Annotated in this window: 27 protein-coding genes; 6 read left to right on the forward strand and 21 right to left on the reverse strand. The window is 39.2% G+C overall.

Going from position 1 to position 24,472, the window contains the following annotated elements; translation table 11 throughout:
* The 9 genes from lipB to R8G33_08115 are packed head-to-tail and all read right to left on the reverse strand — an operon-like array spanning position 1 to position 4,377.
* Positions 1-630: a lipoyl(octanoyl) transferase LipB gene (gene lipB / locus R8G33_08075; GenBank protein MDW3095614.1), complete on the reverse strand. Its 630-nt coding sequence runs from the start codon at positions 628-630 to the stop codon at positions 1-3.
* 6 nt (positions 631-636) lie between these two features.
* On the reverse strand, positions 637-1,227 hold the full coding sequence (locus R8G33_08080) for a DUF6498-containing protein (protein ID MDW3095615.1): 591 nt from the start codon (positions 1,225-1,227) through the stop codon (positions 637-639).
* Between the two features lie 18 nt (positions 1,228-1,245).
* Positions 1,246-1,533, reverse strand: coding sequence for a hypothetical protein (locus R8G33_08085; protein ID MDW3095616.1), 288 nt, complete (start codon positions 1,531-1,533; stop codon positions 1,246-1,248).
* A gap of 9 nt (positions 1,534-1,542) precedes the next feature.
* The gene (locus tag R8G33_08090; GenBank protein ID MDW3095617.1) at positions 1,543-2,262 is read right to left on the reverse strand and encodes an SIMPL domain-containing protein; all 720 of its coding nucleotides are present in this window, start codon (positions 2,260-2,262) and stop codon (positions 1,543-1,545) included.
* A 39-nt stretch (positions 2,263-2,301) separates the two neighbouring features.
* Complete coding sequence (locus R8G33_08095) at positions 2,302-2,874, reverse strand: pseudouridine synthase (protein MDW3095618.1); 573 nt, start codon at positions 2,872-2,874, stop codon at positions 2,302-2,304.
* Positions 2,867-3,253 carry a DUF202 domain-containing protein gene (locus R8G33_08100; GenBank protein MDW3095619.1) on the reverse strand — a complete coding sequence of 129 codons (387 nt, stop codon included), beginning with the start codon at positions 3,251-3,253 and terminating at the stop codon, positions 2,867-2,869. The genes R8G33_08095 and R8G33_08100 overlap by 8 nt, the downstream gene beginning before the upstream one ends.
* 59 nt (positions 3,254-3,312) lie before the next feature.
* Positions 3,313-3,486 carry a DUF3955 domain-containing protein gene (locus R8G33_08105; protein ID MDW3095620.1) on the reverse strand — a complete coding sequence of 58 codons (174 nt, stop codon included), beginning with the start codon at positions 3,484-3,486 and terminating at the stop codon, positions 3,313-3,315.
* Between the two features lies 1 nt (position 3,487).
* Entirely contained in the window at positions 3,488-4,072 is a 585-nt protein-coding gene (locus R8G33_08110; protein ID MDW3095621.1) for a hypothetical protein, read from the reverse strand.
* Positions 4,069-4,377 (reverse strand): hypothetical protein, encoded by a 309-nt coding sequence (locus tag R8G33_08115; protein MDW3095622.1) that lies wholly within the window; start codon positions 4,375-4,377, stop codon positions 4,069-4,071. Before R8G33_08115 ends, R8G33_08110 begins: the two co-directional genes overlap by 4 nt.
* A gap of 94 nt (positions 4,378-4,471) precedes the next feature.
* Between R8G33_08115 and R8G33_08120 the strand changes: the two genes are divergently transcribed.
* The 4 genes from R8G33_08120 to R8G33_08135 are packed head-to-tail and all read left to right on the forward strand — an operon-like array spanning position 4,472 to position 8,082.
* On the forward strand, positions 4,472-4,939 hold the full coding sequence (locus tag R8G33_08120; GenBank protein MDW3095623.1) for a GNAT family N-acetyltransferase: 468 nt from the start codon (positions 4,472-4,474) through the stop codon (positions 4,937-4,939).
* Positions 4,940-4,952: 13 nt separating this feature from the next.
* Complete coding sequence (locus R8G33_08125; protein ID MDW3095624.1) at positions 4,953-6,113, forward strand: cupin domain-containing protein; 1,161 nt, start codon at positions 4,953-4,955, stop codon at positions 6,111-6,113.
* Positions 6,110-7,438, forward strand: a complete 1,329-nt coding sequence (locus R8G33_08130) for an NAD(P)/FAD-dependent oxidoreductase (GenBank protein ID MDW3095625.1) — start codon at positions 6,110-6,112, stop codon at positions 7,436-7,438. Before R8G33_08125 ends, R8G33_08130 begins: the two co-directional genes overlap by 4 nt.
* A gap of 29 nt (positions 7,439-7,467) precedes the next feature.
* A complete protein-coding gene (locus tag R8G33_08135; GenBank protein ID MDW3095626.1) occupies positions 7,468-8,082 on the forward strand; it encodes a DsbA family protein in 615 nt (204 codons plus the stop codon).
* Between the two features lie 14 nt (positions 8,083-8,096).
* Here the strand turns inward: R8G33_08135 and R8G33_08140 are convergent, their stop codons facing one another.
* The 8 genes from R8G33_08140 to mrdA are packed head-to-tail and all read right to left on the reverse strand — an operon-like array spanning position 8,097 to position 15,675.
* On the reverse strand, positions 8,097-8,450 hold the full coding sequence (locus R8G33_08140; protein ID MDW3095627.1) for a hypothetical protein: 354 nt from the start codon (positions 8,448-8,450) through the stop codon (positions 8,097-8,099).
* Between the two features lie 35 nt (positions 8,451-8,485).
* Complete coding sequence (locus R8G33_08145) at positions 8,486-8,788, reverse strand: DUF493 domain-containing protein (GenBank protein MDW3095628.1); 303 nt, start codon at positions 8,786-8,788, stop codon at positions 8,486-8,488.
* Positions 8,788-9,621 (reverse strand): D-amino-acid transaminase, encoded by an 834-nt coding sequence (dat, locus tag R8G33_08150; GenBank protein ID MDW3095629.1) that lies wholly within the window; start codon positions 9,619-9,621, stop codon positions 8,788-8,790. Before dat ends, R8G33_08145 begins: the two co-directional genes overlap by 1 nt.
* 42 nt (positions 9,622-9,663) lie before the next feature.
* Positions 9,664-10,812, reverse strand: a complete 1,149-nt coding sequence (locus R8G33_08155; GenBank protein MDW3095630.1) for a D-alanyl-D-alanine carboxypeptidase family protein — start codon at positions 10,810-10,812, stop codon at positions 9,664-9,666.
* Positions 10,813-10,843: 31 nt separating this feature from the next.
* A complete protein-coding gene (locus R8G33_08160) occupies positions 10,844-11,782 on the reverse strand; it encodes a septal ring lytic transglycosylase RlpA family protein (GenBank protein ID MDW3095631.1) in 939 nt (312 codons plus the stop codon).
* On the reverse strand, positions 11,752-12,759 hold the full coding sequence (mltB, locus tag R8G33_08165; GenBank protein ID MDW3095632.1) for a lytic murein transglycosylase B: 1,008 nt from the start codon (positions 12,757-12,759) through the stop codon (positions 11,752-11,754). Before mltB ends, R8G33_08160 begins: the two co-directional genes overlap by 31 nt.
* Positions 12,756-13,877: a rod shape-determining protein RodA gene (gene rodA, locus R8G33_08170; GenBank protein MDW3095633.1), complete on the reverse strand. Its 1,122-nt coding sequence runs from the start codon at positions 13,875-13,877 to the stop codon at positions 12,756-12,758. The genes mltB and rodA overlap by 4 nt, the downstream gene beginning before the upstream one ends.
* Positions 13,864-15,675: a penicillin-binding protein 2 gene (gene mrdA, locus R8G33_08175; protein MDW3095634.1), complete on the reverse strand. Its 1,812-nt coding sequence runs from the start codon at positions 15,673-15,675 to the stop codon at positions 13,864-13,866. Before mrdA ends, rodA begins: the two co-directional genes overlap by 14 nt.
* 235 nt (positions 15,676-15,910) lie before the next feature.
* On the opposite strand from mrdA, the gene R8G33_08180 reads away from it, so the two are divergent.
* Positions 15,911-17,914, forward strand: a complete 2,004-nt coding sequence (locus R8G33_08180; protein ID MDW3095635.1) for a sodium-translocating pyrophosphatase — start codon at positions 15,911-15,913, stop codon at positions 17,912-17,914.
* A 54-nt stretch (positions 17,915-17,968) separates the two neighbouring features.
* Here R8G33_08180 and R8G33_08185 read toward each other — a convergent pair whose 3' ends face one another.
* Entirely contained in the window at positions 17,969-18,406 is a 438-nt protein-coding gene (locus R8G33_08185; protein ID MDW3095636.1) for a hypothetical protein, read from the reverse strand.
* A 358-nt stretch (positions 18,407-18,764) separates the two neighbouring features.
* On the opposite strand from R8G33_08185, the gene R8G33_08190 reads away from it, so the two are divergent.
* Complete coding sequence (locus tag R8G33_08190; GenBank protein ID MDW3095637.1) at positions 18,765-19,454, forward strand: lamin tail domain-containing protein; 690 nt, start codon at positions 18,765-18,767, stop codon at positions 19,452-19,454.
* On the opposite strand, the gene R8G33_08195 is transcribed toward R8G33_08190, so the two are convergent.
* The 3 genes from R8G33_08195 to R8G33_08205 all read right to left on the reverse strand — a co-directional run bounded on the left by R8G33_08195 (position 19,407) and on the right by R8G33_08205 (position 24,465).
* A complete protein-coding gene (locus R8G33_08195) occupies positions 19,407-20,396 on the reverse strand; it encodes a homoserine O-succinyltransferase (GenBank protein ID MDW3095638.1) in 990 nt (329 codons plus the stop codon). The genes R8G33_08190 and R8G33_08195 overlap by 48 nt on opposite strands.
* 19 nt (positions 20,397-20,415) lie before the next feature.
* Positions 20,416-21,258 (reverse strand): ATPase, encoded by an 843-nt coding sequence (locus R8G33_08200; protein MDW3095639.1) that lies wholly within the window; start codon positions 21,256-21,258, stop codon positions 20,416-20,418.
* A gap of 63 nt (positions 21,259-21,321) precedes the next feature.
* Positions 21,322-24,465 carry an efflux RND transporter permease subunit gene (locus R8G33_08205; protein MDW3095640.1) on the reverse strand — a complete coding sequence of 1,048 codons (3,144 nt, stop codon included), beginning with the start codon at positions 24,463-24,465 and terminating at the stop codon, positions 21,322-21,324.
* Positions 24,466-24,472 lie beyond the last annotated feature (7 nt).

Raw genomic sequence — 24,472 nt, forward strand, 5'->3', positions numbered from 1 at the left:
TTATTTATAGAATTGCTGAATGATTAATTTTGATAAACTCAACGCTACCTGATCACAGCTTTGATGTATAGCAAATTCAGATAACTGAGTGACTTGCATTCCTTTTAATCCACATGGATTTATATAGCTAAAAGGCGTTTGATCCATATCTACATTTATCGCCAAACCATGAAATGAACAACCGTGACGAACACGCAGGCCAAGTGAAGCCAACTTATCACCTCCAACATAAACGCCTGGTGCAGAATTAATTCGCTCACCTACTACATCAAAAGTTGACAAATATTGTATGACAATCTGTTCCAAGCCATACACTAACGTTTTAACCCCTAATTGAAGTCGCTTCAAATCAATTAAGCAATACACTATTAATTGTCCCGGACCATGATAAGTAATATCTCCCCCCCTATCAGAATGTATTACAGCAATATCAAAATCGGTCAATATGTTAGTCTTATTTCCATTACGACCCAGAGTAAATACAGGCCAATGCTGAACAAACCAAATTTCATCTTGTGTGTTTTCAATACGACCATCGGTAAATTCGCGCATGCGAGTATGAATATCTATATAATCACACATTCCAAGATGTCTAATTATCGGTTGCTTCATTGTTAATACAGCGCTCATTGATATCTATTCATGCTCTATTCTATGAGCCATAAAATCTGCAACTATTTTAACTAACGCTAGAATTACTAGCCCCGCCTGAGTTACGCCGAATGTTTGCAATACCACGCCACCAATCACAATAAACACGTGAAGAACAATAATTCTTTTATAAGGCAAGAACATTACTTCTGAAACAGACAACTGTTTCAGCTCTCCTTTAATCAAATAATTATTTAGAAAAGAAAATGCATGGCTAGCCACTAAAGCTATCAGTGCCCACTGAAGACCATTATGAAAAATCATTTGTAGCGCATCTGGAATAGACTCTGAACTACCGCCAAATAAATCAACTATAAATGTCCCATGACCAAAGCAAAACATGCCGTAATGAAAAGAAAAAAACAGCGTCATAAAGATTCTATTTAGAAAATTTTCAGGGCCTGAACAAGTAAGCATTTTAAATGCATTAAAAACTCCTATTACAATATTTTCTAGCCAATACAACAAAATCAAAGGGAATAATTGCCAGTCAAAAAATAGCACACCGACAATTGGTACTAAATTGCCTAATATAAGCGTAAGCGACGAAGGGCTTAGCTTGACGAGATTAATCACAATTATGAGTGGTTAAATTTAAAGTGGCCAAAAATTAATACCTAACATGAAAAATCGCGCTGCCAACAAAGCACATATCACGCCTACAAATATATGTAATGCAGTGAACCCCACATCAATTACCTCTCTAACACACATATAAGCACCAATCGAACATACAAAAAATGCAAATTCACAAATAATCAGCAACGTTAATAGAGGCAGATTGGTCGATTGATTGTCGCCGACATCACCACCAACGATAACAACCAACATACAAATTATTCCTAGTGTTAACGCAATATAAGGAAAGATTTTTTTATTCATTATGATTTTTTAATCTGATAAATAATATTGTACTGTTGATACCACGCGAACTTTCTTTATATGTGGATTATTTTTATCACGCGCATATATACTAAATTGGCCTTGTGATGCTTTTTTAATTTTACCTAACTTGCTCTGAGAATCACTAGCAAATTTCTCAGCTACTTCACGCGCTTTTCGCGTAGCTTCTTCAATCATCTCAGGTTTAACTTCATTTAGACGCGTGAAAATATATTCTGTTTGATATGCATATCCACCGCCTGAAAAAACTATCCCTTGTTTGCCTAACTCAGACAGTCTACCCATAACTCCTCTTACTGCATCGATATGTTTAGAGTATACAGTCACTGTTTGAATGGCAGAATAACGATACTGAGGCGCAGGGCCACCACCATATTGCTGAGCGGTTTTATCAGTTATCGCCGGCGATGAAAATGATATCTCATCAGGGCGGACATTATTAACTTCCAAGAATGATTTAATTTTGAATGTATAATCGTCAATTGTTCTATATAAGCGCTCTAAATCATTATCTGCCAATGTGAATTCAATTGGCCATATAACTATATCGGCTTTGAATTCTCGTTCGGACAAACCTTTAACTGTAACGCTACGATCATACTGTTTAAAATCTATCGCCGCCGTCGACAAGAAATAGCCCAACAAAGCTAGGCCCAAAAATATAAAAAATCCTAATATAAATGCACTGGAATTATTATTGACTCGCATGATTGTCTCCAAGACTCACTGCACGAAACTATTACCATATTATAAAGAAATGTCGCCGCTAAGTATTCTGCTTTCGCCACTATCGAGAGTACCTAAATACCATTCACCTATACGATGCCTGATTAGTCGCAGAGTTGGATGCCCCACTGCGGCTGTCATGCGGCGCACTTGTCGATTTTTACCTTCATGGATGATTATTTCTAGCCATTGTGTAGGTACAGTTTTACGAAATCTTACTGGCGGAGTTCTTTGCCATAGATTTTTAGGCTCATCGATAACAAATATTTCAGCTGGCTTAGTAATGCCATCCTTAAGCGCTACGCCTTTGCGTAATATTTTGATAGCTTCCTCTCCTACCTCTCCTTCCACCTGCACCCAATAATGCTTGGCAAGTTTCTTTCTTGGATGAGAAATTTTATCTTGCAAACTGCCATCACTTGTTAATAACAATAAACCTTCACTATCTTTGTCTAATCTTCCAGCCGCATATACATGCTTAATTGAAATATAATTTGCCAATGTTTCTCGGTTACCCTCATCAGTAAACTGGCTGAGCACACCATACGGTTTATTAAATAATATTAGCTGCCCCATACATTCCTTCTTAATCATACTGCTCTAAAATTTGATGCCCCATATATACAAGTAGAAATACTGCTAAAAAAAGCATAAGAAATGACAACATTAAATTAGATTTCCTTACGTTGTAAGGGACTATCTCTGAAGACTCAATTGCTTTCTTATATGTAAAAAATCTCAGTGTTGCACCAATAATCACGGATATACCCACCAAGAACAACGCTAATCCGACTAGCTCTGCCGAAATTGAAGACTTGAAATGATGCTCATCACCGATGACTTTACCTATATAAGAGATAAATAAATCAAATTTCTCGATAAGAAAACCAAATGCCATAATTGCAATCGCTGTGCGTATCCACGCTAGATAAGTTCTCTCGTTGGCCGCATGGTCTGTATATCTATTTATCATATTTAAAAATCCATCTATATAATTAAATTATCTGTTGCGGTTTTTCATTAGCGATGTGGCTAAAAAAATACCAATCCTATACCTGCTAGCAATATTAAAATTGATCCCAACGGCATGAATAGACTCTCGTGTAGTACTCCCTGCTCATCTACATATTGATAGAAATAATTTTCTAAAAATATACATGTTAGACCCATTACTAAAATTAATGTACTTAATACTAAAATTCTCATACTAATTAATCAGCAATTTTCTTCGATACATCATTATCACGCAGATAATAGAGCACGACACAACGATTGAAGCAGGAAATAAAACTGTCGCTATAGAGTAACTCTCTAATGCTGCAATCACGAGTGAATCACGTATGGCAAATATCATAAAAAATAGTAATGATTCAGAATATGGCAAGGAATACGCTTTTCTAATTGTTGGACCAAACCCAAGCACATCAACTGTGGTTAGTATTACCACCGTCAATAATGGATCAGATATGAAATACCATATAGGCAAAGACAATAAAGCTGAGTTGAAAAACAGCCAATCCAGCCTTGTGATAGTAATATCCGCACGTTTCCAATAAGCCAAACCCGCAATAATCACCGTGACGCAACCAGATACACCTGTTGCCCAGGCGCCCACTCCGGCGCCTTCACTAACTTGAGCAAAAAATACAACTAATGTAGTAATACTCCATATTGCCCAAGAAAATACATGTGGTTTTACCTGACACTTTAATATTGCTCTTATATAAGGAACAAATGCGACAAAGGTAAGTACAATCGCGATTGCACTTAAAACCTCCTTATAAAATGTCATTTAATAGAAAAATGATCTTTACAATTAGCCGGGTGCAAAAAAATAAACTCATCACTACCATTTACCCTATAGGCCATCTGTATTGTTGATATCAGCTTAGTGCTCAACATATCAAATACTTTCTCATAGCCTTGCTCGGGCTGATCGGTCTGAATAAAAAGATTAATATTACTTGCCCCAAAATCATGACCATCAATAATATAGCCCTCTCCCATTTCAAACGTTAACTTTGTTTCCAATCCAATGATTGCGTCGAAATCAAAATTTTCAGTTATCGGAAATTGAATCACTAACTGATATTTCACATTATTCTTCTATATTTACTTAACAATAGTTGATCTTAGCCAAAATCTACTTGATGATAAAACAATCTTATCTACATCTAATCTGCAAACTAACATGAAACACCTGGAATGGAAATGTAAGCGCTTTGACCAGCTCAGCAATAATCAGCTTTACGAACTACTCAAGCTTCGTGTAGATATTTTTGTGGTGGAACAAACTTGCGTCTACACTGAATTAGATGAAAAAGATCGCTTACCAGATACTTATCATTTAATGGCTTATGATAATAACCAATTAGTTGCATATGCACGTTTATTATCGGCCGACACTAGTTACTCAGACTGCAGTATTGGACGTTTCTTGGTCGAGTCAACTTGGCGTCATCAAGGCATAGGCTCATTGCTCATGCAAAAATGCCTCGAACAAATAACTATCCTATGGCCTGAAAATGACATTCGCATAAGCGCTCAAGTATATTTAAAAGAGTTTTATGAAAGCTTTGAATTTTATCAAGTCTCTGAACCTTATCTGGAAGATGGAATTCCACATTTAGAAATGCTCAAAAACGCACCGCATGATTAACTGAATCATAATAATGAATTCGATACCCTTAGGCGATTTACCTCTAGAAACATTTCTTTCACAGTATTGGCAGAAAAAGCCGTTGCTGATTCGTAATGCACTACCTAATTTTGAATCTCCGGTAAGTGCAGAAATTCTCGCTGGTTTAGCTTGTGAAGATGGCGTGGAATCACGCTTGATTATTAAAAATAACGAATCCTGGCAGCTACAACACGGGCCATTCACTGATGAGATTTTTTCTACCCTACCAGAATCAGGCTGGACATTGCTGGTACAAGCTGTAGATCATTATATTCCGCAAGCGGCAGAGCTATTAGAGAAATTCAACTTCATACCTCGCTGGCGTATCGACGATTTAATGATGAGTTATGCGAGTAATGGCGGAGGTGTCGGAGCTCATTATGATAACTATGATGTTTTTCTAATCCAAACCGGCGGGCAACGCCAATGGCAAATAGGCGGTATCTATAATGAAAGCTCAGCTACCAATAATGAATTACCAGTAAAAATTCTCACCGACTTTCAGCCAACTGTCTCATGGACATTAAACCCAGGTGATATTTTATATCTGCCACCCGGCATAGGTCACAATGGAATTGCACTTGGTGATGGATGTATTACTTGTTCTGTTGGCTTTCGTGCACCCTCACATAGCGAAATATTACGCGAATATACGGATTATATTGGTGATCAATTGACAGAGTCTTCACGTTATCAAGATCCTGATCTTGCTTCGCAAAGCAATAGTGGGGAAATAAGCGATCAAACTCTAGAAAAAATTGAGCAGATACTTTCGCAATATCTTCAAAACCCAGAAATGATTAGTGATTGGTTTGGTCGCTATATTACAACACCAAAATACCAACAATTGAACGATTTGGAAATTCACCAGTCAGAGCATTCGTATTCACAAGCAGATCTAAAGAACTATTTTGCTTCGAATCACTATCTGGTTAGGAATGAAAGCTCACGTTTTGCATTTAACTTAAAAGAAAAACATAATCATCTCTACGTCGATGGAGTACATATTGTGACACATGCAAATTCTAATCAGCTGGTAGAATTACTCTGCAGCAATATGAAAATTTACGCTGAAGATTTTATCCACACACATGACAACCTCAGTTTATTATTGAACTTGCTCAAGCGTAACTCACTATACTTAATGGAATGAACGATTCAACTGACTTACATCATATAATTATCGTCGGCGGTGGTGCAGGCGGACTAGAATTAGCCACCAGCCTGGGCAAAAAATTTGCTGCCAAGGGTAAAGCCAAAGTAACTTTAGTAGACTGCGAGCTAACCCACGTATGGAAACCTCTTTTACACGAGGTAGCCGCTGGCACACTCAATTCTTATGAGGATGAAGTCAGTTATCCTGCACTCGCCTACAAAAACCATTTCATTTTCAGGATCGGCCGAATGGACACTCTTGATCGTGAGAACAAAGAAATATCATTAGCGCCGACATCCGATAAAGATGGAGTCGAATATATTCCTAGGAGGACATATAAATATGACACTCTAATTTTTGCTGTTGGTAGCCAAACCAATGACTTCAGCATTAAAGGCGTAAAAGAGAATTGCATGTTCCTCGACACTCGCGCTGAGGCTGATTCATTCCATCATAGCCTGCTGCGCAATGCTTATACCGCGCATGCTCAGGTCAGCCCTTTACGTGAAGGCCAGCTAAAAGTTGCTATAGCGGGTGCCGGCGCTACAGGCGTGGAATTATCAGCAGAATTGCATGATGCATTCAACCAGCTCATCAAGTTTGGTATCGATGAATTACACCGAGATAAAATCAAAATCACCATTATTGAAGCTGCAGACAGAATATTACCAGCATTACCTCCTGAATTATCTGAAAAAACGCTTAAAGCACTCGAAAAGATACATATAGAAGTATTAACGAGTCATCGCATTGTTGAAGCGACGAGTGAAGGCTTCATTACCGATAAAGGAGGATTAATTCCTTCTGAAATTAAAGTATGGTCAGCAGGTATTAAAGCACCAGATTTTTTAACCAATATTGACGGATTGGAATCAACTGGTAACAACAGACTCGTCGTCAAGCAAACCTTAGAAACAACGCATGATGATAATATCTTCGCGATGGGTGATTGCGCAGCTTGCCCCATGCCAGGCACTGACGTGACAGTCCCTCCCCGCGCACAGGCAGCACACCAACAAGCATCCATGTTAGTGAAAACTATCAAGAACAGATTAAAGAACAAACCACTACCTAATTACCACTATGTTGATTACGGTTCCTTAATCAATCTAAGTAGTTACGCTACGGTTGGAAATATGATGGGAAATTTGATGGGTAAAGCGGCTGGAAGTTTTATGATTGAAGGCATATTAGCACGACTTGTATATTTATCTTTATACAAAATGCACCAGCTCGCAATTATGGGTTTAATTCGCGTTGGATTGATTACCCTTGCAAACATGCTTACACAGAGAACACGACCCAGAATGAAATTTCACTAATATGCTGGTATCAAGCAGCAAACTATGTCATGAAACTCTATTACGTTCATGACCCAATGTGTAGCTGGTGTTGGGCATTCAGGCCAGTATTACTAGCACTCAAAGATAAACTCCCTAAGGATATTGAATTTATTCGTTTGCTCGGCGGCTTAGCGCCTGACAGAGACATCCCCATGTCAGAAGAAACCAAGCGATACGTAATAGACAATTGGCGACGCATACAACAGCAACTGCCTGAGACTCAATTCAACTATGATTTCTGGGAAAAATGCAAACCAAGACGTAGCACTTACCCCGCTTGTCGCGCAGTGCTCGCAGCAAGAAAGCAAGGCGCACAACATGATGAAGCGATGACCTATGCTATTCAGCAAGCATATTATCTTCAAGCAAAAAACCCTTCCGATAATGAAACACTAATCGCATTAGCAAAACAATTAGGTCTAAATGTTAGCGAATTTAGTCAAGACTTAAACAGTATCAATATTAACGAATTACTTTTACATGAAATTCACACCGCAAGGGAGTTGAAATTGAATTCTTTTCCTAGTTTTCTACTTATGGGCGAGACACAGGCAATGCACATTAAACCTGATTATTCTCATGCAGAAATGATATTAGATAAAATACAACACGCGAATTTATGAGTTGTACTTGATACTTAAGCACTCATCTCTTTCAAGAATTTTATCGCCAAATCCTGCGCACTATTGCGATGCCGGTCAGAAAGATTCCCCCACTGCGCACAATACTCACACAGGCGACCCGCATTTGTACCGTCTAATGGCTCACCTAATTTTTCTCTAAGATAAAAAATATCCGAAGATAACTCTATTAACTCTGCAGTGACTTTATCGGCGTGTTTTCTGAGACTAACATGAGAGACAAAGCGTTTAGCGCAAAATAAAAACTCATTCTGACCTTTAGCTGCTTCCTGCAAATGTGGGATCAATCTTTCATCCAGCTCTTCTTCAAGTGAATCTAGTTGAGCATATAATTTTGAACGCGCGACCATGGCTAAATAGTATCTGTTATTAAATAACTATATTTTTACAATGCCATAATAACTTCAGGACAATTAGTGACTGCAGCACAGACCTTATCCAGTTGCTCCCTGTTGCGTGCGATGATGATAATCGTGTAGCTAACATATTTTTCATTTTTGCTAGTCGTGGTTTTGGTGGATGCCCAGTCCTCTCTGGGAACAAATTTTTCTACGACATTATCTACTGCAGCGATAAAATGCAGATTATTTTTACCGAACATCTTCAAAGGGAAGTCGCAGGGATATACTAACCCTTGAGGCTCTTCTTCAACTCCATTGCCATTTATATTACCATTGTGTTCAGACATTACTTCCGTGCTTGGTATATATTAAAGACTTTTTGCCATACTTCGCCTGGTTTGCCATTACCAACTGATTTTCTGTCTACGGCGGTGACAGGCGCACATTCTTTTGTTGAGCTAGTGATCCATACTTCGTCCGCATTTGCTAATTGTTCTTGAGTGGGAGCTTTTTCTTGCAACGGAATATTATTTTCTTTTAACACTTCTATAACTACATCACGTGTGACACCTGGAAGGATTAAATTGTTTTTTGGCGCGGTCATCACTTGGCCTTCTTTAACTACGAACACATTAGTTGCTGAGCCTTCTAGCACATAACCATCACGAATTAATATTGCCTCATCTGCATTGTTGTCAACGGCGTGTTGCTTTTCCATAACATTGGATAACAAGCTGGTAACTTTTATATCACAACGGTTCCAGCGAATGTCTTCGGTTGTGACAGCAGTGAGACCTTTTTCATATATATCATTATTTACTGCTGGCCATTGATTCGTCATACCAAAAACTGTTGGTGCAGTGTTAGCTGGAAACGCATGGTCACGCTTAGCGACACCGCGTGTGACTTGCAGATAGACAGATAATTGCTCTAGGCCAGACTGCTCTATGAGCTTATTTATAATTTGTTTCCATTCATCAGTGCTATGTGGATCTACAATTCCCACTTGATCCATACTGCGCGCAAGCCTTAATAGATGCGCTTCCAAGTAAAAAGGGTTTGACTTATACACAGGAATGAGCTCATAAATTGCATCACCAAATATGAACCCTCGATCTAGAACTGAAATTTTACAGTCTTTTAGAGGCATATAGTCACCATTTAGATACGCCATGCTCATTTAAGCAAATCTCATATTAAAGTCGTTGACTATCAATTGATTTTATTCAAAGTAACTCATGATGTAGTCACTAATTCTTTGCATAATACTACCTTCCTGTATAGATTCTAGCGCGACTAATTCTACCTCAGTGAATTTTGCATCATCCAGATTTATAACTACCTTGCCCACAGACTGATGCATCTCAATCGGCGCTTCAAGTGTTGAGGCGACCTGCATAAATGGCTTCAAGTCATTATAGCGACCGCGGGGTATAGTAATAGTAATATCTTCTTTAATACCTAAGCTTACCTCTTTTTTTGCGCCATACCATGCGCGCTTTTTAAGAAGTACTTGCCCAGCACTATATAATTTATGTGACTCAAAAAATCGGAACCCATAATTCAATAATGCTTGCGAATGGGTTGCTCTAGCATCTGATGAGGGCGCTCCCAGTACGACAGATACTAAACGCATATCATCTCTTTTTGCAGAAGAGGCTAAACAGTACTTGGCTGCATCTGTATGGCCAGTTTTCAAACCGTCAACCGTGGGATCTCGCCAAAGTAACTTATTGCGGTTGTGTTGAGTAATTCCATTGAAAGTAAATTCTTTTTGCGAATAGCGCTTGTATTGATCAGGAAAGTCTCGAATGATGGCGCTACTGAGCATAGCAATATCACGCGCAGTCATGAAATGTTGTTCATGAGTAAGGCCAGTTACATTGGTAAAATGCGAACTCAACAATCCTAAACGTGCCGCCTCAATATTCATCATGCCAACAAATGCATCTTCGCTGCCAGCAATATGTTCCGCCAATGCAATGCTTGCATCATTGCCTGACTGAACAATTAACCCCTGTAGCAAATCATCTACGATTACCCGTTTACCAACTTCTACAAACATGCGAGAACCAATTGCGCGCCAGGCTTTTTCGCTAATTAATACTTCCTCTGTCAACTGAATTGAACCTTCAGATAACACCTTATATACAACATAAGCTGTCATTAGCTTAGTTATACTGGCTGGATCATTTCTTTCGTCTGCATTATTCTCAGCAATCACGGTACCGGTATAGTGATCCAATAAAATATAGCCCTTGGCATTAATCATAGGCGCCTTAGGAATAGGCACAGGTTCTGCATTAACATTTACAGTTACAACAAAAAGCATTAACAAGATGCAAATTAAACGATTAACTAATTTATTCATGAATATTAATTTATGAGGTTAATGGCAAGCGCTATAGCTTATCCTGAAATATTAACTTGTATTCTTTATGTCCCAACTGAGTAATTTTCTTCACCGTTCTATCTGCTTGTTCAACAGTATCAAGCGGCCCTATCCAAACTTTATAGATAGGTAAATCTTCTAAGATTTGTTCTTTTACACTGACAGTTCCAAGCTGATGAGCCGCAAATTGATTGCGAAACTTATAAGCGTTTTCTTTACTACGAAATGCTCCTATCTGAACAAAAATACCAACTTTCTTTTCAACTTCTTCTGCACTAGGTGAAGGTTCAACAATCTCTACACTGCTAGCAGTGTTGCTGACAGGCTCTGCCACATCGACAACATCTTTAGGTAGCACTGGTTTTTGTCCTGGCTTATTAGCCTGCACACTTGCACTTCGACGAGGATCAATAGCACGTACTTCTACTAGGCCAGTGCCGGTCGTAACAATACCTAACTTGGTTGCCGCAGCATATGATAAGTCGATGATTCTATTATCATGGAACGGCCCTCGGTCGTTAATACGCACAATAATAGATCGTCCATTTTTTTTATTAGTAACACGAGCATAGGTAGGTAAAGGCAGTGTTTTATGCGCTGCTGTCATGGCATACATATCATAAGTCTCGCCACTAGAAGTGCGTCGACCATGAAACTTAGTGCCATACCAAGAAGCAATACCTTGCTCAACATAACCCTTTGCTGTAGACAAAGTGTAATAGCGCTGGCCAAACACAACATACGATTTTGGATTGCCGTATTTACTTTTAGGCTCAACTTTTGGAATTACTTTCTCAGACCGGTCTACGCGAGTCGACGATTTTTTGGGTGCCGAATCTTTTTTAGATAAAGGTGAGCTACACGCAGCCACCATTACTATACAAACCAGCCAAACAAATACTAATTTAAAACAACTTTCTAGTTTGCGCTTTGCGCCGTCAAAATCCATTGTTGCTTAATTTCCTGACTGAGTTGGTATACCGCCATGGCATACATATGGCTGTGGTTATAACGAGTAATCACATAAAAATTATGTTGGCCTATCCAATACTCCTTAGTGTTTTTATTTACATCTAACACAAATAGAGACACTTTCTCATCGCCACCAATAGGCATATCTGCGATAAAGCCTTGTTTATTCAATTGCGCATAGGTAAATCCTGGCTTAAGCGTATTGGAGTCATCTATCGTTTTAACATTGCCAGTAAATTGTGCTCGACTGGCTACGGCTTGATTCTTTCGCCAGCCATGGACCTTAAAGTAATTAGCGACACTGCCAATAATGTCTTCATTACTATTCCACAAGTCACGCTTCCCATCTTCATTTTGATCTACCGAGTAACGTCGGTAGCTACTTGATATAAACTGCCCTACACCCATGGCACCAGCATATGAGCCTTTTAATACTGAAGGATCAAAGCCTTCTTCACGACATAATAATAAATAGTGTTCTAACTCACTTAAGAAAAACTGAGCGCGCTTAGGATAGCCAAAACCCAGCGTTACCAAACTATCTAATACTTGATGCTTGCCAGTGATACGCCCGTAATAGGTTTCCACGCCAATAATAGCGACAATAATTTCAGGTGGCACGCCATACATTTGCTCGGCTTGTTGCAAAATTTCATGGTTTTCTTGCCAAAATTTGATTCCCGCATCAGCACGCGCTTGCTTAAGGAAAATAGGCCGGTATTCAAACCATTTCTTCTTACGTTCTGCAGGAGTAGAAATTGCTTCTAGTACACTTTTTTGTTCCTTAACACCTTTGATCAACAGTTTGAGCTGAGTCCGCTCAAAGCCATGTTCATCAATCATGTACTGAATAAAGTTTTGTACGTCTTCGCGGCCATAATACGATTTTGCAAGCCCAATAGAAGCTTGTAACGCAAGTAATAGCGTCAAAATAATGAAATATAATTTTCTCAATGGCCCAATAATTTTCTGTGAGAATGGATTGACATTAATATTCCAAACATAGTCAGTAACGTTACCATAGAGGTGCCGCCGTAGCTAATTAAAGGTAGCGGAACACCCACTACTGGCAACAACCCCGAAACCATTCCAATATTAACAAACACGTAGGAAAAAAATGACAAACTTATTGCACCGCCCAGTAAGCGCGCAAAACAAGTTTGTGCTCGCGCAGAAATAATCAGCCCACGCACAACGATAAATAAGTAGACCATGATTAACAACGAAGTTCCAAAAAATCCGAATTCTTCGCTAAGCACTGAAAAAATAAAATCCGTGGAGCGTTCAGGAATAAAATCAAGCTGGGATTGAGTACCATTTAGCCATCCTCTGCCGTAAACACCACCAGAACCAATCGCTATCTTGGATTGAATAATATGGTAACCAGCACCGAGTGGATCTCTCTCCGGATCTAGCAAAGTGAGAATGCGCCCGCGTTGATAATCTCGCAAATAGAACCAAAATGCTGGGGCGGCGGCTAACACCAAACCCACAAACAAGGCAATGACTCGATAACGTATACCTGCCAGGAAAATCACAAACAATCCCGCACCTGCTACTAATATAGAAGTCCCCAAGTCTGGCTGCTTAATAATAAGTCCTGCGGGCACCAGTAAAATCACAAACCCTATAAAAATATCTTTTATGCTTGGCGGCAATGCTTGCTTTGCGTAGTACCAAGCCATCATCATTGGCAACCAAATTTTCATTAGTTCTGATGGTTGGAATCGCACAAAACCTAAATCTAACCAACGCTGCGCACCTTTACCAGTATCGCCTGAGATCAGAACTACAACCAATAGGCCTATACCTACTATATATAACCATAATGACCAACTTCTTAATTGATCAGCAGGGATTTGTGCAAATAACAGCAACCCAGCAAAGCCAATCCCGAGTCGTACTAACTGACGTTGAATAGCGTCAATGTCACCTCCGCTAGCACTGTACAAAACCACTAAACCGCTCATACACAAGATAAGCAATGCCATAAATAATGCTGTATCAATTTTTAGAAAGTGATAAATCACTCTCAAAGGGTGTTCATATAAACTCGCTTTAGCGACTGACAATTTGCTTACCTTCTAGTTTTTCCCCATCTAGCAAATACGCATCTAGAATTTTACGCGCTACCGGTGCTGCTGTGCCGCTTCCACTGCCACCATTTTCTACTACGACAGCTAAAGCAATAATAGGGTTATCTACGGGCGCATAAGCTACAAACAAAGCATGATCCTGCAGATGCTTTGGTGTGGTATCAACATCATATTCTTCGTCTTGGGCTATACTAAATACTTGCGCAGTACCTGTTTTACCTGCAATTTTATATGGCGCATCCAGGCCTATGCGACGCGCAGTACCATTGGGTGCATGCACTACACTGATCATAGCTTTTTCAATCGCTTGCCAATAACTCTCATTATCAACTTTTACATTAGACATTGGCACGGGTTGCCTTTGATCAAACTTAAATGTTCCTGCAGCACGCGTTGCGCGTACAAAGCGTGGCTGATACATACTGCCATGGTTTGCAATATATGCCGTCATGACTGCAAGCTGCAGAGGCGTTGTTAACATGTAACCTTGACCAATGCTTGTAATCACTGTCTCACCAGGATACCAAGGCTGACCGCGTGCAGAACGTTTCCAACTAGAAGACGGCATTAAACCCTTAACTTCACCGACAGTATCCAAATTAGTCACACTACCTAGATTAAACTGAGTTAAAAATTCGTGCATGCGATCAATCCCTAGCTGATCACCCAGCTCATAAAAGTACACATCACATGATTGTGCTATCGCACTATTCATATTAACTAAGCCATGACCGCCTTTTTTCCAATCACGATATTTGCGCGCTTTTCCAGGCAGTTGAAAAAATGGACCAGCATACATTGTCTTTTCTGGCCAGGTTAGACCGTATTGCAATCCAGCCAGTGCTACTATAGGTTTAACCGTAGAGCCTGGTGGGTACTGCCCGACGAGTGCGCGATTAAACAAAGGTCGGTGCTTATCGTCACGTAAAGCAGAGTACGCAATTTGCCCAATGCCATTGACGAATAAATTGGGGTCATAATTAGGTTTACTTACAAATGCCAGGACATCACCATTGTTTGGATCAATTGCCACTATCGCGCCATTTTCTTCACCTAAAGCATCCTGAGCAACCTCTTGTAGGGGCGCAATAAGTGATAATTGAATATCCATTCCTGGCGTTGATGGTTGCGTTTTCAGTACACGTAATGACCGACCTTGAGCATTTATCTCTACATGTTGGAAACCGACTTCTCCATGTAAATCTTTTTCATAGCGTTTCTCAATGCCTAATTTACCTACATGGCTTGTGCCTTGGTATTTTTGTTTATCTAATCTACTAAGTTCTTTCTCATTAATGCGACCAACATAACCCAAGGCATGAGCAAAGCTATTTTTTTGTGGGTAATAACGTGTCGAGTGAGCAGCAATTTCTACTCCTCCATAACGATGTTGATTAACCGCAAACTTTGCCACTTCTTCATCGGAGAGGTTAAACTTCAATGGTGTTTGCTGAAATGATTGCTGGCGTTTCACAGTCTTTTTGAAACGCTCCAATTCGTGCTCTTTTATGTCAATGAATACAGATAAACTTTCAATCAGTGCAGACATGTCTTTGACCTGGGAAGGCGTCACGACAAGCTGATAATTTGGAGTGTTATCAGCAAGAATTTCTCCATTGCGATCCACTATCAGCCCACGTGTAGGTGCGACCGGCAGTACCCTCACTCGATTATCCTCGGACAAGGTTTGGTAATGAGAGTAATTAGTGATCTGTAAATCGTACAAGCGAACTAATAATAGAATAAATGTTCCAGCAACTAATATTGCAGACAAGATTGCTCTCTCTCGATAAATCAGAGTCTCTAATCTAAGATTTTTAAGGGTAACTCGACGCGCCATATCAAGAAGTGTCAATCATACATATTCAGATTAGCTGTTTTGTACTATTTGGTTATATACTGTTCGGGCAAACCGTACAAACGTTAGTGAAAAAAATAATAAATTGTTAGATCTATTACAACCCTAAGTGTACATGATCTAGCTCTATCAATCGGGAGTAAAACTAACCATGTCTCTAAGTCAATTACCGGTAGCCCTAGGATTATTTGGGCTTATTTCTGCATTTGTAATTTATCGTATTGTTTTAAGCTCTTCGCCTGGTGAGGGCAAAGTAAGAGAAATTGCTGATGAGATTCATGTAGGTGCAATGACCTTCATGCGTCGTGAATATTCAATTCTATTTATTTTTGCCTCCATAGTCACCCTGGCGATATATTTCTCAGACTTAGGTGCCTCGACTGCAGGCGCATTTGTTTTAGGTGCAATATGCTCTGCCGGCGCAGGTTATATTGGTATGCATGCAGCCACCAGAGCCAACGTTAGAACTACTGTTGCAGCCAACAAAAAAGGACTAGATGCGGCACTTGATATAGCATTTCTTGGCGGCTCCATAATGGGTCTGACAGTTGCCGCAATGGGCTTACTAGGGCTTGGTACTTTGTACTTATTGTATGGTTCTGACCCAGGAACGGCACATGTAATTCACGGCTTTGGAATGGGCGCCTCTACTGTGGCTTTATTCTCTCGTGTTGGTGGTGGTATTTACACTAAAAGTGCTGATGTGGGTGCGGATTTAGTCGGTAAAGTTGAAGCTGGTATTCCTGAAGATGATCCACGTAACCCTGGTGTGATTGCAGATAACGTTGGTGACAATGTTGGTGATGTCGCAGGCATGGGATCTGATATTTTTGAGTCTTACTGCGGGTCTATTATTGCCACTATTGCGATAGCAGCAACATTAGGCACAACTGTACTAAATAATTTAGGCGCACAAAATGCTTTGATGTTTTTACCTCTAGGATTAGCATCTATTGGGTTACTCTGTTCGTTAATAGGTATTTTCTTAGTCAAGATACAAACTAACATGGCGCCTGCAAACGCACTAAGGCTAGGCACATTTTCAGCAGCTGTCTTATTTATTATTGCCGCCTATTTTTGTATTGATTACTTGAGCATTTCTACTGGTGTATGGATTGCCGTTCTTAGCGGCGCCATTGGTGGAATTATTATTGGCTTAGTTACCGAGTACTACACGGGTGGAGCGCCAGTACGCAAAATTGCGGCAGGTGGCGAAACCGGACCCGCGACTGTCATGATTGCTGGTTTAGCCACCGGCATGCATTCAGTGTTAATACCTGTTCTTACAATTGCCGCAATTATATTTTTCGCCAATGAATGGGCAAGCCTTTACGGAGTAGGCATTGCAGCAGTTGGCATGTTGGCAACTGTCGGCATTACCATGGCCATTGATGCCTACGGGCCGGTTGCTGATAATGCAGGTGGTATTGCAGAAATGGCCAACCTGGGTGAAGACACTCGCAACATTACTGACAATCTAGATGAAGTTGGAAATACTACTGCCGCGATCGGTAAGGGTTTTGCGATTGGTGCAGCTGCACTTGCTGCATTGGCCATTATTACTGCATTCATAAGCGAAATTAATAGTCATGGGACAAGCATTAGCCTTGATCTCCGTGAACCACGTGTATTAATTGGGCTGTTTATTGGTGGAGTATTCCCATTCATTGTTGCGTCTCTCACTATGACCGCTGTTGGTGATGCTGCTTTTTCAATGATTAAAGAAATCCGTCGCCAGTTCAAAGAGATTCCTGGTTTGTTAGAAGGAACTGCAAAACCTGACACAGTTCGCTGTGTTGATATAGCCACTACAGCTGCTTTAAAGAAAATGGTATTACCAGGTTGCTTAGCGGTTATTGCTCCTGTTGTAGTTGGTTTTGGATTAGGCCCACAAGCATTAGGAGGGATGTTAGGCGGCGCGCTGCTTTGTTGTGTATTGTTAGCTCTTATGATGGCAAACGCCGGTGGCGCCTGGGACAACGCGAAAAAATATGTTGAAAAAGGTAACTTAGGCGGTAAAGGTTCTGATGTTCATAAAGCCGTAGTCGTTGGTGACACAGTGGGCGATCCATTCAAAGATACTTCCGGACCATCAATGAACATTCTAATCAATGTAATGGCTATTGTTAGCTTGGTGATTGCACCGTTGCTATAAAAATGGACCAAACTTGCGCTGAAATAAAATCAGCGCAAGTTTTTACTAAAACTGTTACTTGTTATTAATTTTCTCTTGTCGTTTCCTACGTAAAATATCTTCTTGCATTTCGTTCAACTTTTTACATTTAGTTACCTGCGGCTTTAAAGAAGCAGTAAACTTTTCAACATCCTCACTTTGTTCTAGCAAATCTCGATATGCATCTAAATAAGTATGGTAAAGCTCATCTATCAAACCTTCTTCATATTTTCCAGCTCTCGCAAACTCAAGCGCAATAATTCTCGAATCTAGAGAAGCATGATGGGATTCATGCTGATAAAATTTTTCTTCTGTCTCACTTAGAATATTAGCAACAACATTTTGCACTGCTTCACACTTGGTATATTTATTTATATGCTCATAGTAATCAAATCCTTCAGCAAAAATATTTTGACAGAAACATATGCCCACAAATACTACTGCTTGAGTGCTTACCGATTTGATTATAGCCACTTTATTAATTTATATATTTGTAAAATATTACAACAACAAAGAGAGCAAAACTGCTCAATAACTTATTCAATTAAAATCCTCAATTCCATGCAACCGACAGATAGTAGAAGTACATGAGGTTTTGTAACGAAAACATGAGTCTAGCGGAAATGATTTTTTAAATAAATTAAAATTTCATAATAATCTTTTATTTAAACTAAATTCTCAATGTTTAATCAAAATCCTTTGAATTGACGCATATGTGGGAATGACAAGTTACGAGCACTATGTGCGCATGCGCACAGCGATCATTGTAAATCTATCCTAAACGATCAATGATCTTTCTAACCACTCACTACCCCATTGGACACCCACAATCATGTTAACAAAAAATCAAATCTTAGTATTATTTATAGTACTAAATGCCTTAAATTTCTCTCATGCTGCTAGCATTCAGTTTGGCGACTTGTTAATAAGTGAAGTGATGGCTAACCCGTCTTCAGTCAGTGACGTCAATGGAGAATGGTTTGAAATTTTCAATGCATCCGCGAACACCATAGACTTGAATGGAATAACAATTAGCGATGATGGTAGTAATGCACATCAGATCAACAATGCGTCTGGTTTATTAATATTGCCAGGTGCTTACTTAGTACTAGGCAGAAATGGTGACATAGTAAATAATGGTGGCTATACAGCACAATATGTTTATAATAATTTCAGCTTAAATAACACGCTTGATCAGATAGTTTTATCAAACAACGGCAATGAAATTACCAGACTTGATTATACTGGCTTACCATTTGGCTCTGCTGGCATTAGTGCAGAATTAATTAACCAATTGCTTGCGCCCAAAGAATCAGATTATCAGTTAACTCAGAGCACCCAGTATGGCTTAGGCGATTTTGGTACTCCAGGCAGTCGTGGTTCGCTTCCATTAATAAACACCTCTAGCGTCCCTGTTCCAAGTGCAATTTGGTTGTTTGCTTCGGCTGTATTTATATTGACAAATAAATTTAAGCTAACACACCAACAATTGCAGCCAATTAGAAAATATAGTTTGTGCTGATTTCTGCCATGGATTATCTAGCACTTGATTGAGTTCACTTTCGGGAAATTCAGCGAGCAATTCTTCAGAAGCGCCTTCTTTTTCCACTAACTGTTTATATTTTTCTATCTCATCTAACGAAGACTGATTAAAATAATTTTTTGGAACAGGAGGATAATCTTTCCTTTGTTGTGACAAATAGCGAATAATTTCTCTCTTGTACTCTTTCAGCAAACTGATGTCATCATACTCAGGATGACCTTGGAAATAGATAATACTCATATCTTTCTCACAAGCCAGTTGCACTCCCACCTGCGGGCTATCAATAAGAATATCTACATTATGCCGAGCAAAATCATGTTGCGAGATATTATTGAAGCGGGAGTGACACATCATGATATTGGTATCTATATTTTCAACCAACGCATTTTGTGGCAATAACACCTGATGTGGAAATACTCCCCAGCATTTATCACCCATATGTTTTCTATCAACATCATAAAATACCTTAACTGCTGCATGAGTTGCCAAACAAGAACAAACTGTAGAGCGAACATTTATACGCGCCCAACACAATACTTTCTCTAACTCTGGCCAGAACTCTTCATTTTGTAGTAATGGCTGCGATACGTTAGCCCCAGTAATAATTAGTGCATCTATATTCATTCGCTTTAATGAAACAAAATCAATGTAGTATTCATCAATGTATGACTTTGCTTGGTCTGAACGTGGAACACCTGCAATACTGAATGGATAGAAATAACAATTCACATTTGAATTAGCAGTTAGCAGCCTTAAAAACTGGCGTTCAGTTGCTGCTAATGCCGTATCAGGCATCATATTTAAAAAACCAATTTTTATAGTTGGCAATGCGTCATCAGCCTGATTTGGTAGACACACATCCAAACCCTCCGAACGCATACGTTCGATACTAGGTAAATTATTATGTTGTACTAACGCCAAAGTGGAAATTATCTATAACTTAAGAACGATCGATTGCTTGGCCAATCAGATCCATAAAGTCTTGTTCATCTCGAACATTTTGAATGTCATGTAAATTGACTGTGTAGCCATAATTATTAGCGATAGACTCATAAAGCGGCTTTCTATGTTCCAACAATTTAGGGAATACCCAACTGCCAAATTCATCAGGATTTATATCATCAATCGATGAAAGATTTTTTTCCTCTAAAAATTCAGATAAATGTTTATCCAAAAATTCTTCTTGAAAGTAAAGTGGTTTAGGATGACTAACAGCGCGCTCGCACAACATTTTCTCATGCTCTCCGTCTGCACGGATATAAAGTATCAATGTATGCTCAGATAATATTTCATATACACTTGGCTCATTCAATTCACACAGACTCCCACCTGCATCATTTAAAAAATTGGGATAGCCATAAATATTACTTGCTTTACCTATGAATTCTGGCACATCAAGCATCGCATAAATTTCTGCTTGTCGATGTAAAAATTGACGTCTCTTAAATTCAGCTAATTCGAGCCCGCCTTGATTAGTATCGCCCACCTTCCCCAGAAATGTAGAAACAGGATCAAGGTTGTTTACAGTGATATTGCTACATATATAAATTGAATCAGTTCGCAATAAATCTGCCAAGAAGCCAACATTCATTGCCTTTGCTTTTATGTTATCTAGAATCGGTTCTTCCAGATACTTTGTGCCTATTCGATAATCGCCTGAGTAATGAAACCATTTAGACCGATCTAGTTTATTAGCCAGTGTTGTTTTACCCACACCAGACATGCCCAACAAAGTAATGGCCTTATTTTCTAGTGATTTGAATTTTTCAGAAGAAAGTTTCATTTTGACAGCTATTAATAATAACCGCTTTATATTAGCAGCTTAGATAGGAAATAAAAGGACAAGTTAAGAAGCCCTAATAGGCTTTTTAAAAACACGCTCATATGTGGCTGTTCTTATATCATCTAGTACCATATAAAAACACGGCACAACGACTAAAATCAGAACAGTCGCAAAGATCAAGCCAAAGCCTAGACTTACTGCCATAGGAGATAAGAATGCAGTTTGTCCACTAGCAAAAAATATTAGTGGAGAGATCCCCAAGAATGTTGTGATTGTAGTAAGCATAATAGGACGAATCCTAACTCTCCCCGCGTCCATAACAGCCTCAAAACATTCGAGTCCTTGTTTGCGTCTCTTTTTGGCGAAGTTGACCAGTATTAGAGAGTCATTCACTACTATTCCTGTTAGCGCTAGAAAGCCTATCATGGATAAAAATTGTAGATTATAGTCGAAGATCATATGCCCAATAATGACGCCTACTATCGCAAATGGTATCGATAACATAATTACGAATGGATCGAGCAAAGATTTAAATAAAGCAGCCAATATGAAAAATATCACTGCCAATGAAATGATTAAGACATTAAACATATCGTTAAATGAATCATTCGCCTCTTTCTTTTCGCCTAAAAATAATAATTGGTTCTCTGAATTTTCTTTCATTAGCTCAGCAAATTCTAAGGCGATTAAATCATTTACTTCTAATGGCGTTGTTGTTTCCAAATTCACTTCAGCGGTAACTATCGCTAGACGCTGAGCATCTCTACGTAATATTGTTCCTAAGCCCCGTTCTAGATTTATATCTGCCACCTCACCAAGATAAACTGTACGCCCACCGCTCAAGGTTATTGGCAAATTACTAAGGCCTCCACTATTTTTGCGTAAACTGTCCGGATAAATCACACGGACCGGATATCGATCTTCCTTCCAGTTTACATGTGTGACTTCAAGTCCAACGAAACCCGTACGTACTGCATTAGAAAGTTCTGCTTGCGTGAGTCCCAAGTTTCTTCCACGTTCATTTAATGTGTATTGATACTCTAACTTTCCTGGCTCTAAGTCTTGCCTAACATCTTTCACTCCAGGCACTCGTTTTAAAAAATTAGTAATCCGCCCTGACTGTGTAATTAATTTATCAATATCTTTTCCCACAATGCCCACTTCGATATCCGAACCTGATGGGCCTCCTTGAGGTCGCAATATCGAGAATCTTTGTACTCCAGCGACTGATTGCAATTCTGATCGAATTGCCTCAATAATTTCTTCCGTATTACGTATGCGTGTTCCTTCAGTTTTAAATTTTAAATTCACCAGAGGTGAAATATATTTCTCAATAATTGTTTTAGGTGCTGTTTTTTCTAAGTCTATGAACACTTGCACATAATGACTGCCCATTTTTAGGCGATTAAAATCAATCAGAATAACGCCTACATTAGTTAGCATTGTATTAAGCTCATCTTTTTCAATTGCTATATTTATTTTCTGCTCAATAACTTGTGCCAACTCAGTTGAATCTTCGACACTATAAGTATTTGGCGCTTCAATGTTAATTAAGAATTGCCCAATTTCGACATTACCAAACTGGTTATATGGCAAGCGTGTTTGAGCATATGTAAGTATGATAGACAACACGGCGATTGTTATAACAGATACAATATAACGATTTTTTAATGCCCACTTCAGTAATGATAAGTATTTTTTTAATGCGTTGCTCCAAAATGGATTTGCCTTAGACTTCTTCTTATCTATCCTTAGAAACTCAGCTGAATGTGCAGGCAAGATAACAAATGCTTCTATTAATGATCCAACTAATGCCGCGCTTACCACCACAGGAATAACTTCTATAAACTTGCCCAGCGTACCGCTTACACCAAACATTGGAATAAATGCAGCAATGGTCGTGCATGTAGACGCCACCACCGGCCAAAAAACCTCCTTACCCCCAATTAATGCTGCTTGAGCACGATCAATACCATTCTCCATATGCCTGTAAATATTTTCAGTAACAATAATTGCATCGTCGACAATCATCCCCAATGCAATCAAGAATGCAAACAAGGAAATCATATTGATTGTATAACCAAGATAATGAATCAAAATGATTGCAACTAGAAAAGATACCGGAATGCCAAGCGCAGTTATAAATGCCACGCGAAAATTCAAAAATACATATAGTGATATCAAGAGCAACACCAAGCCAACAACGCCAGACGACATTACAGTCTCTAATCTATTTTTTACATAAATTGATAAGTCACTAAATAATCCTGCCTTCATTCCTGCAGGTAAGTTTTCCTTTAGCTTTTCTGTATATTGTTTAACAGAATCTGCCACATCAATTGTTGATGCACGCGCCGTTTTAGTAACTGTTAAATTGACCGAAGGCTCACCATTAAAACGCCCAATTGTCTGCGCTTCTTCGAGGCGAAGATCAACTACAGCTATCTCAGATAATGTTAACTGCCCACCTCCCGAATTACTGCGCAGCACGACTTTTCCTACTGCTTCAACATTAGGCGCAACACCCATACCACGCAATAGAATGTCTCCTTCAGCTGCTTGCAAAGAACCACCTGGTAAATCTTGCAAATTTTCAGTAAGTGCGGTCTGAACCTCATTAAGCGTTACATTTCGCGCAGCCATCTCGCGCGGATCAACAATAACCCATAATTCCCACTCCTGATCTCCAGCAATACCGACACTTGCGACACCCGAGAGTCCAAGCAAATCTCTTCTAACACTCTCTGCTGTTTCATATAAAGTTCCCAGCTCAGTAGAACCATATAGCGTGACACTTATGACAGGGAAGCGAGTTTTTAATCGGCTAATTTCTGGTGTTTCAGCTTGCACAGGAAAATCATCAATTGCATCCACCACTGAGCGTACTTCGCGCAGAAAATCATCTACATCAGCATCTGTTTTAAGTTTTATTTCTATTTTAGAAAGCCCCTCTGAACTTTCTGATGTCACCACATCAACATCGGGCAGCGTTTCTATTTCTTCTTCAATTAATATTGTGATTTGTTTTTCAATTTCTTCAGGAGGAGCACCTTCATATTCAGTTACAATTCTTACTAAATCTAAATTTACAATAGGAAACATTTCCTGTGGCATACTGCGCCAAGACAAAACTCCGGCAATTACAATTACCAGCAGTAGCAAATTAACAATTAACGAGTTACGAATAGAAAACTGAACAATACCCATAATATAG

The organism is Gammaproteobacteria bacterium (assembly GCA_033344735.1).
In the GTDB taxonomy this organism is placed as follows: Bacteria; Pseudomonadota; Gammaproteobacteria; order UBA4575; family UBA4575; genus UBA1858.

Coding starts and splice junctions, on each gene's coding strand:
- R8G33_08090 (MDW3095617.1), bottom strand. CDS start 2,262: ATGCGAGTCAATAATAATTCCAGTGCATTTATATTAGGATTTTTTATA.
- R8G33_08200 (MDW3095639.1), bottom strand. CDS start 21,258: ATGAAACTTTCTTCTGAAAAATTCAAATCACTAGAAAATAAGGCCATT.
- R8G33_08105 (MDW3095620.1), bottom strand. CDS start 3,486: ATGAGAATTTTAGTATTAAGTACATTAATTTTAGTAATGGGTCTAACA.
- R8G33_08095 (MDW3095618.1), bottom strand. CDS start 2,874: ATGATTAAGAAGGAATGTATGGGGCAGCTAATATTATTTAATAAACCG.
- R8G33_08190 (MDW3095637.1), top strand. CDS start 18,765: ATGTTAACAAAAAATCAAATCTTAGTATTATTTATAGTACTAAATGCC.
- R8G33_08155 (MDW3095630.1), bottom strand. CDS start 10,812: ATGAATAAATTAGTTAATCGTTTAATTTGCATCTTGTTAATGCTTTTT.
- R8G33_08145 (MDW3095628.1), bottom strand. CDS start 8,788: ATGTCTGAACACAATGGTAATATAAATGGCAATGGAGTTGAAGAAGAG.
- R8G33_08100 (MDW3095619.1), bottom strand. CDS start 3,253: ATGATAAATAGATATACAGACCATGCGGCCAACGAGAGAACTTATCTA.
- R8G33_08085 (MDW3095616.1), bottom strand. CDS start 1,533: ATGAATAAAAAAATCTTTCCTTATATTGCGTTAACACTAGGAATAATT.
- dat (MDW3095629.1), bottom strand. CDS start 9,621: ATGAGCATGGCGTATCTAAATGGTGACTATATGCCTCTAAAAGACTGT.
- R8G33_08160 (MDW3095631.1), bottom strand. CDS start 11,782: ATGGATTTTGACGGCGCAAAGCGCAAACTAGAAAGTTGTTTTAAATTA.
- R8G33_08120 (MDW3095623.1), top strand. CDS start 4,472: ATGAAACACCTGGAATGGAAATGTAAGCGCTTTGACCAGCTCAGCAAT.
- R8G33_08130 (MDW3095625.1), top strand. CDS start 6,110: ATGAACGATTCAACTGACTTACATCATATAATTATCGTCGGCGGTGGT.
- R8G33_08135 (MDW3095626.1), top strand. CDS start 7,468: ATGAAACTCTATTACGTTCATGACCCAATGTGTAGCTGGTGTTGGGCA.
- lipB (MDW3095614.1), bottom strand. CDS start 630: ATGAGCGCTGTATTAACAATGAAGCAACCGATAATTAGACATCTTGGA.
- R8G33_08180 (MDW3095635.1), top strand. CDS start 15,911: ATGTCTCTAAGTCAATTACCGGTAGCCCTAGGATTATTTGGGCTTATT.
- R8G33_08205 (MDW3095640.1), bottom strand. CDS start 24,465: ATGGGTATTGTTCAGTTTTCTATTCGTAACTCGTTAATTGTTAATTTG.
- R8G33_08110 (MDW3095621.1), bottom strand. CDS start 4,072: ATGACATTTTATAAGGAGGTTTTAAGTGCAATCGCGATTGTACTTACC.
- R8G33_08125 (MDW3095624.1), top strand. CDS start 4,953: ATGAATTCGATACCCTTAGGCGATTTACCTCTAGAAACATTTCTTTCA.
- R8G33_08140 (MDW3095627.1), bottom strand. CDS start 8,450: ATGGTCGCGCGTTCAAAATTATATGCTCAACTAGATTCACTTGAAGAA.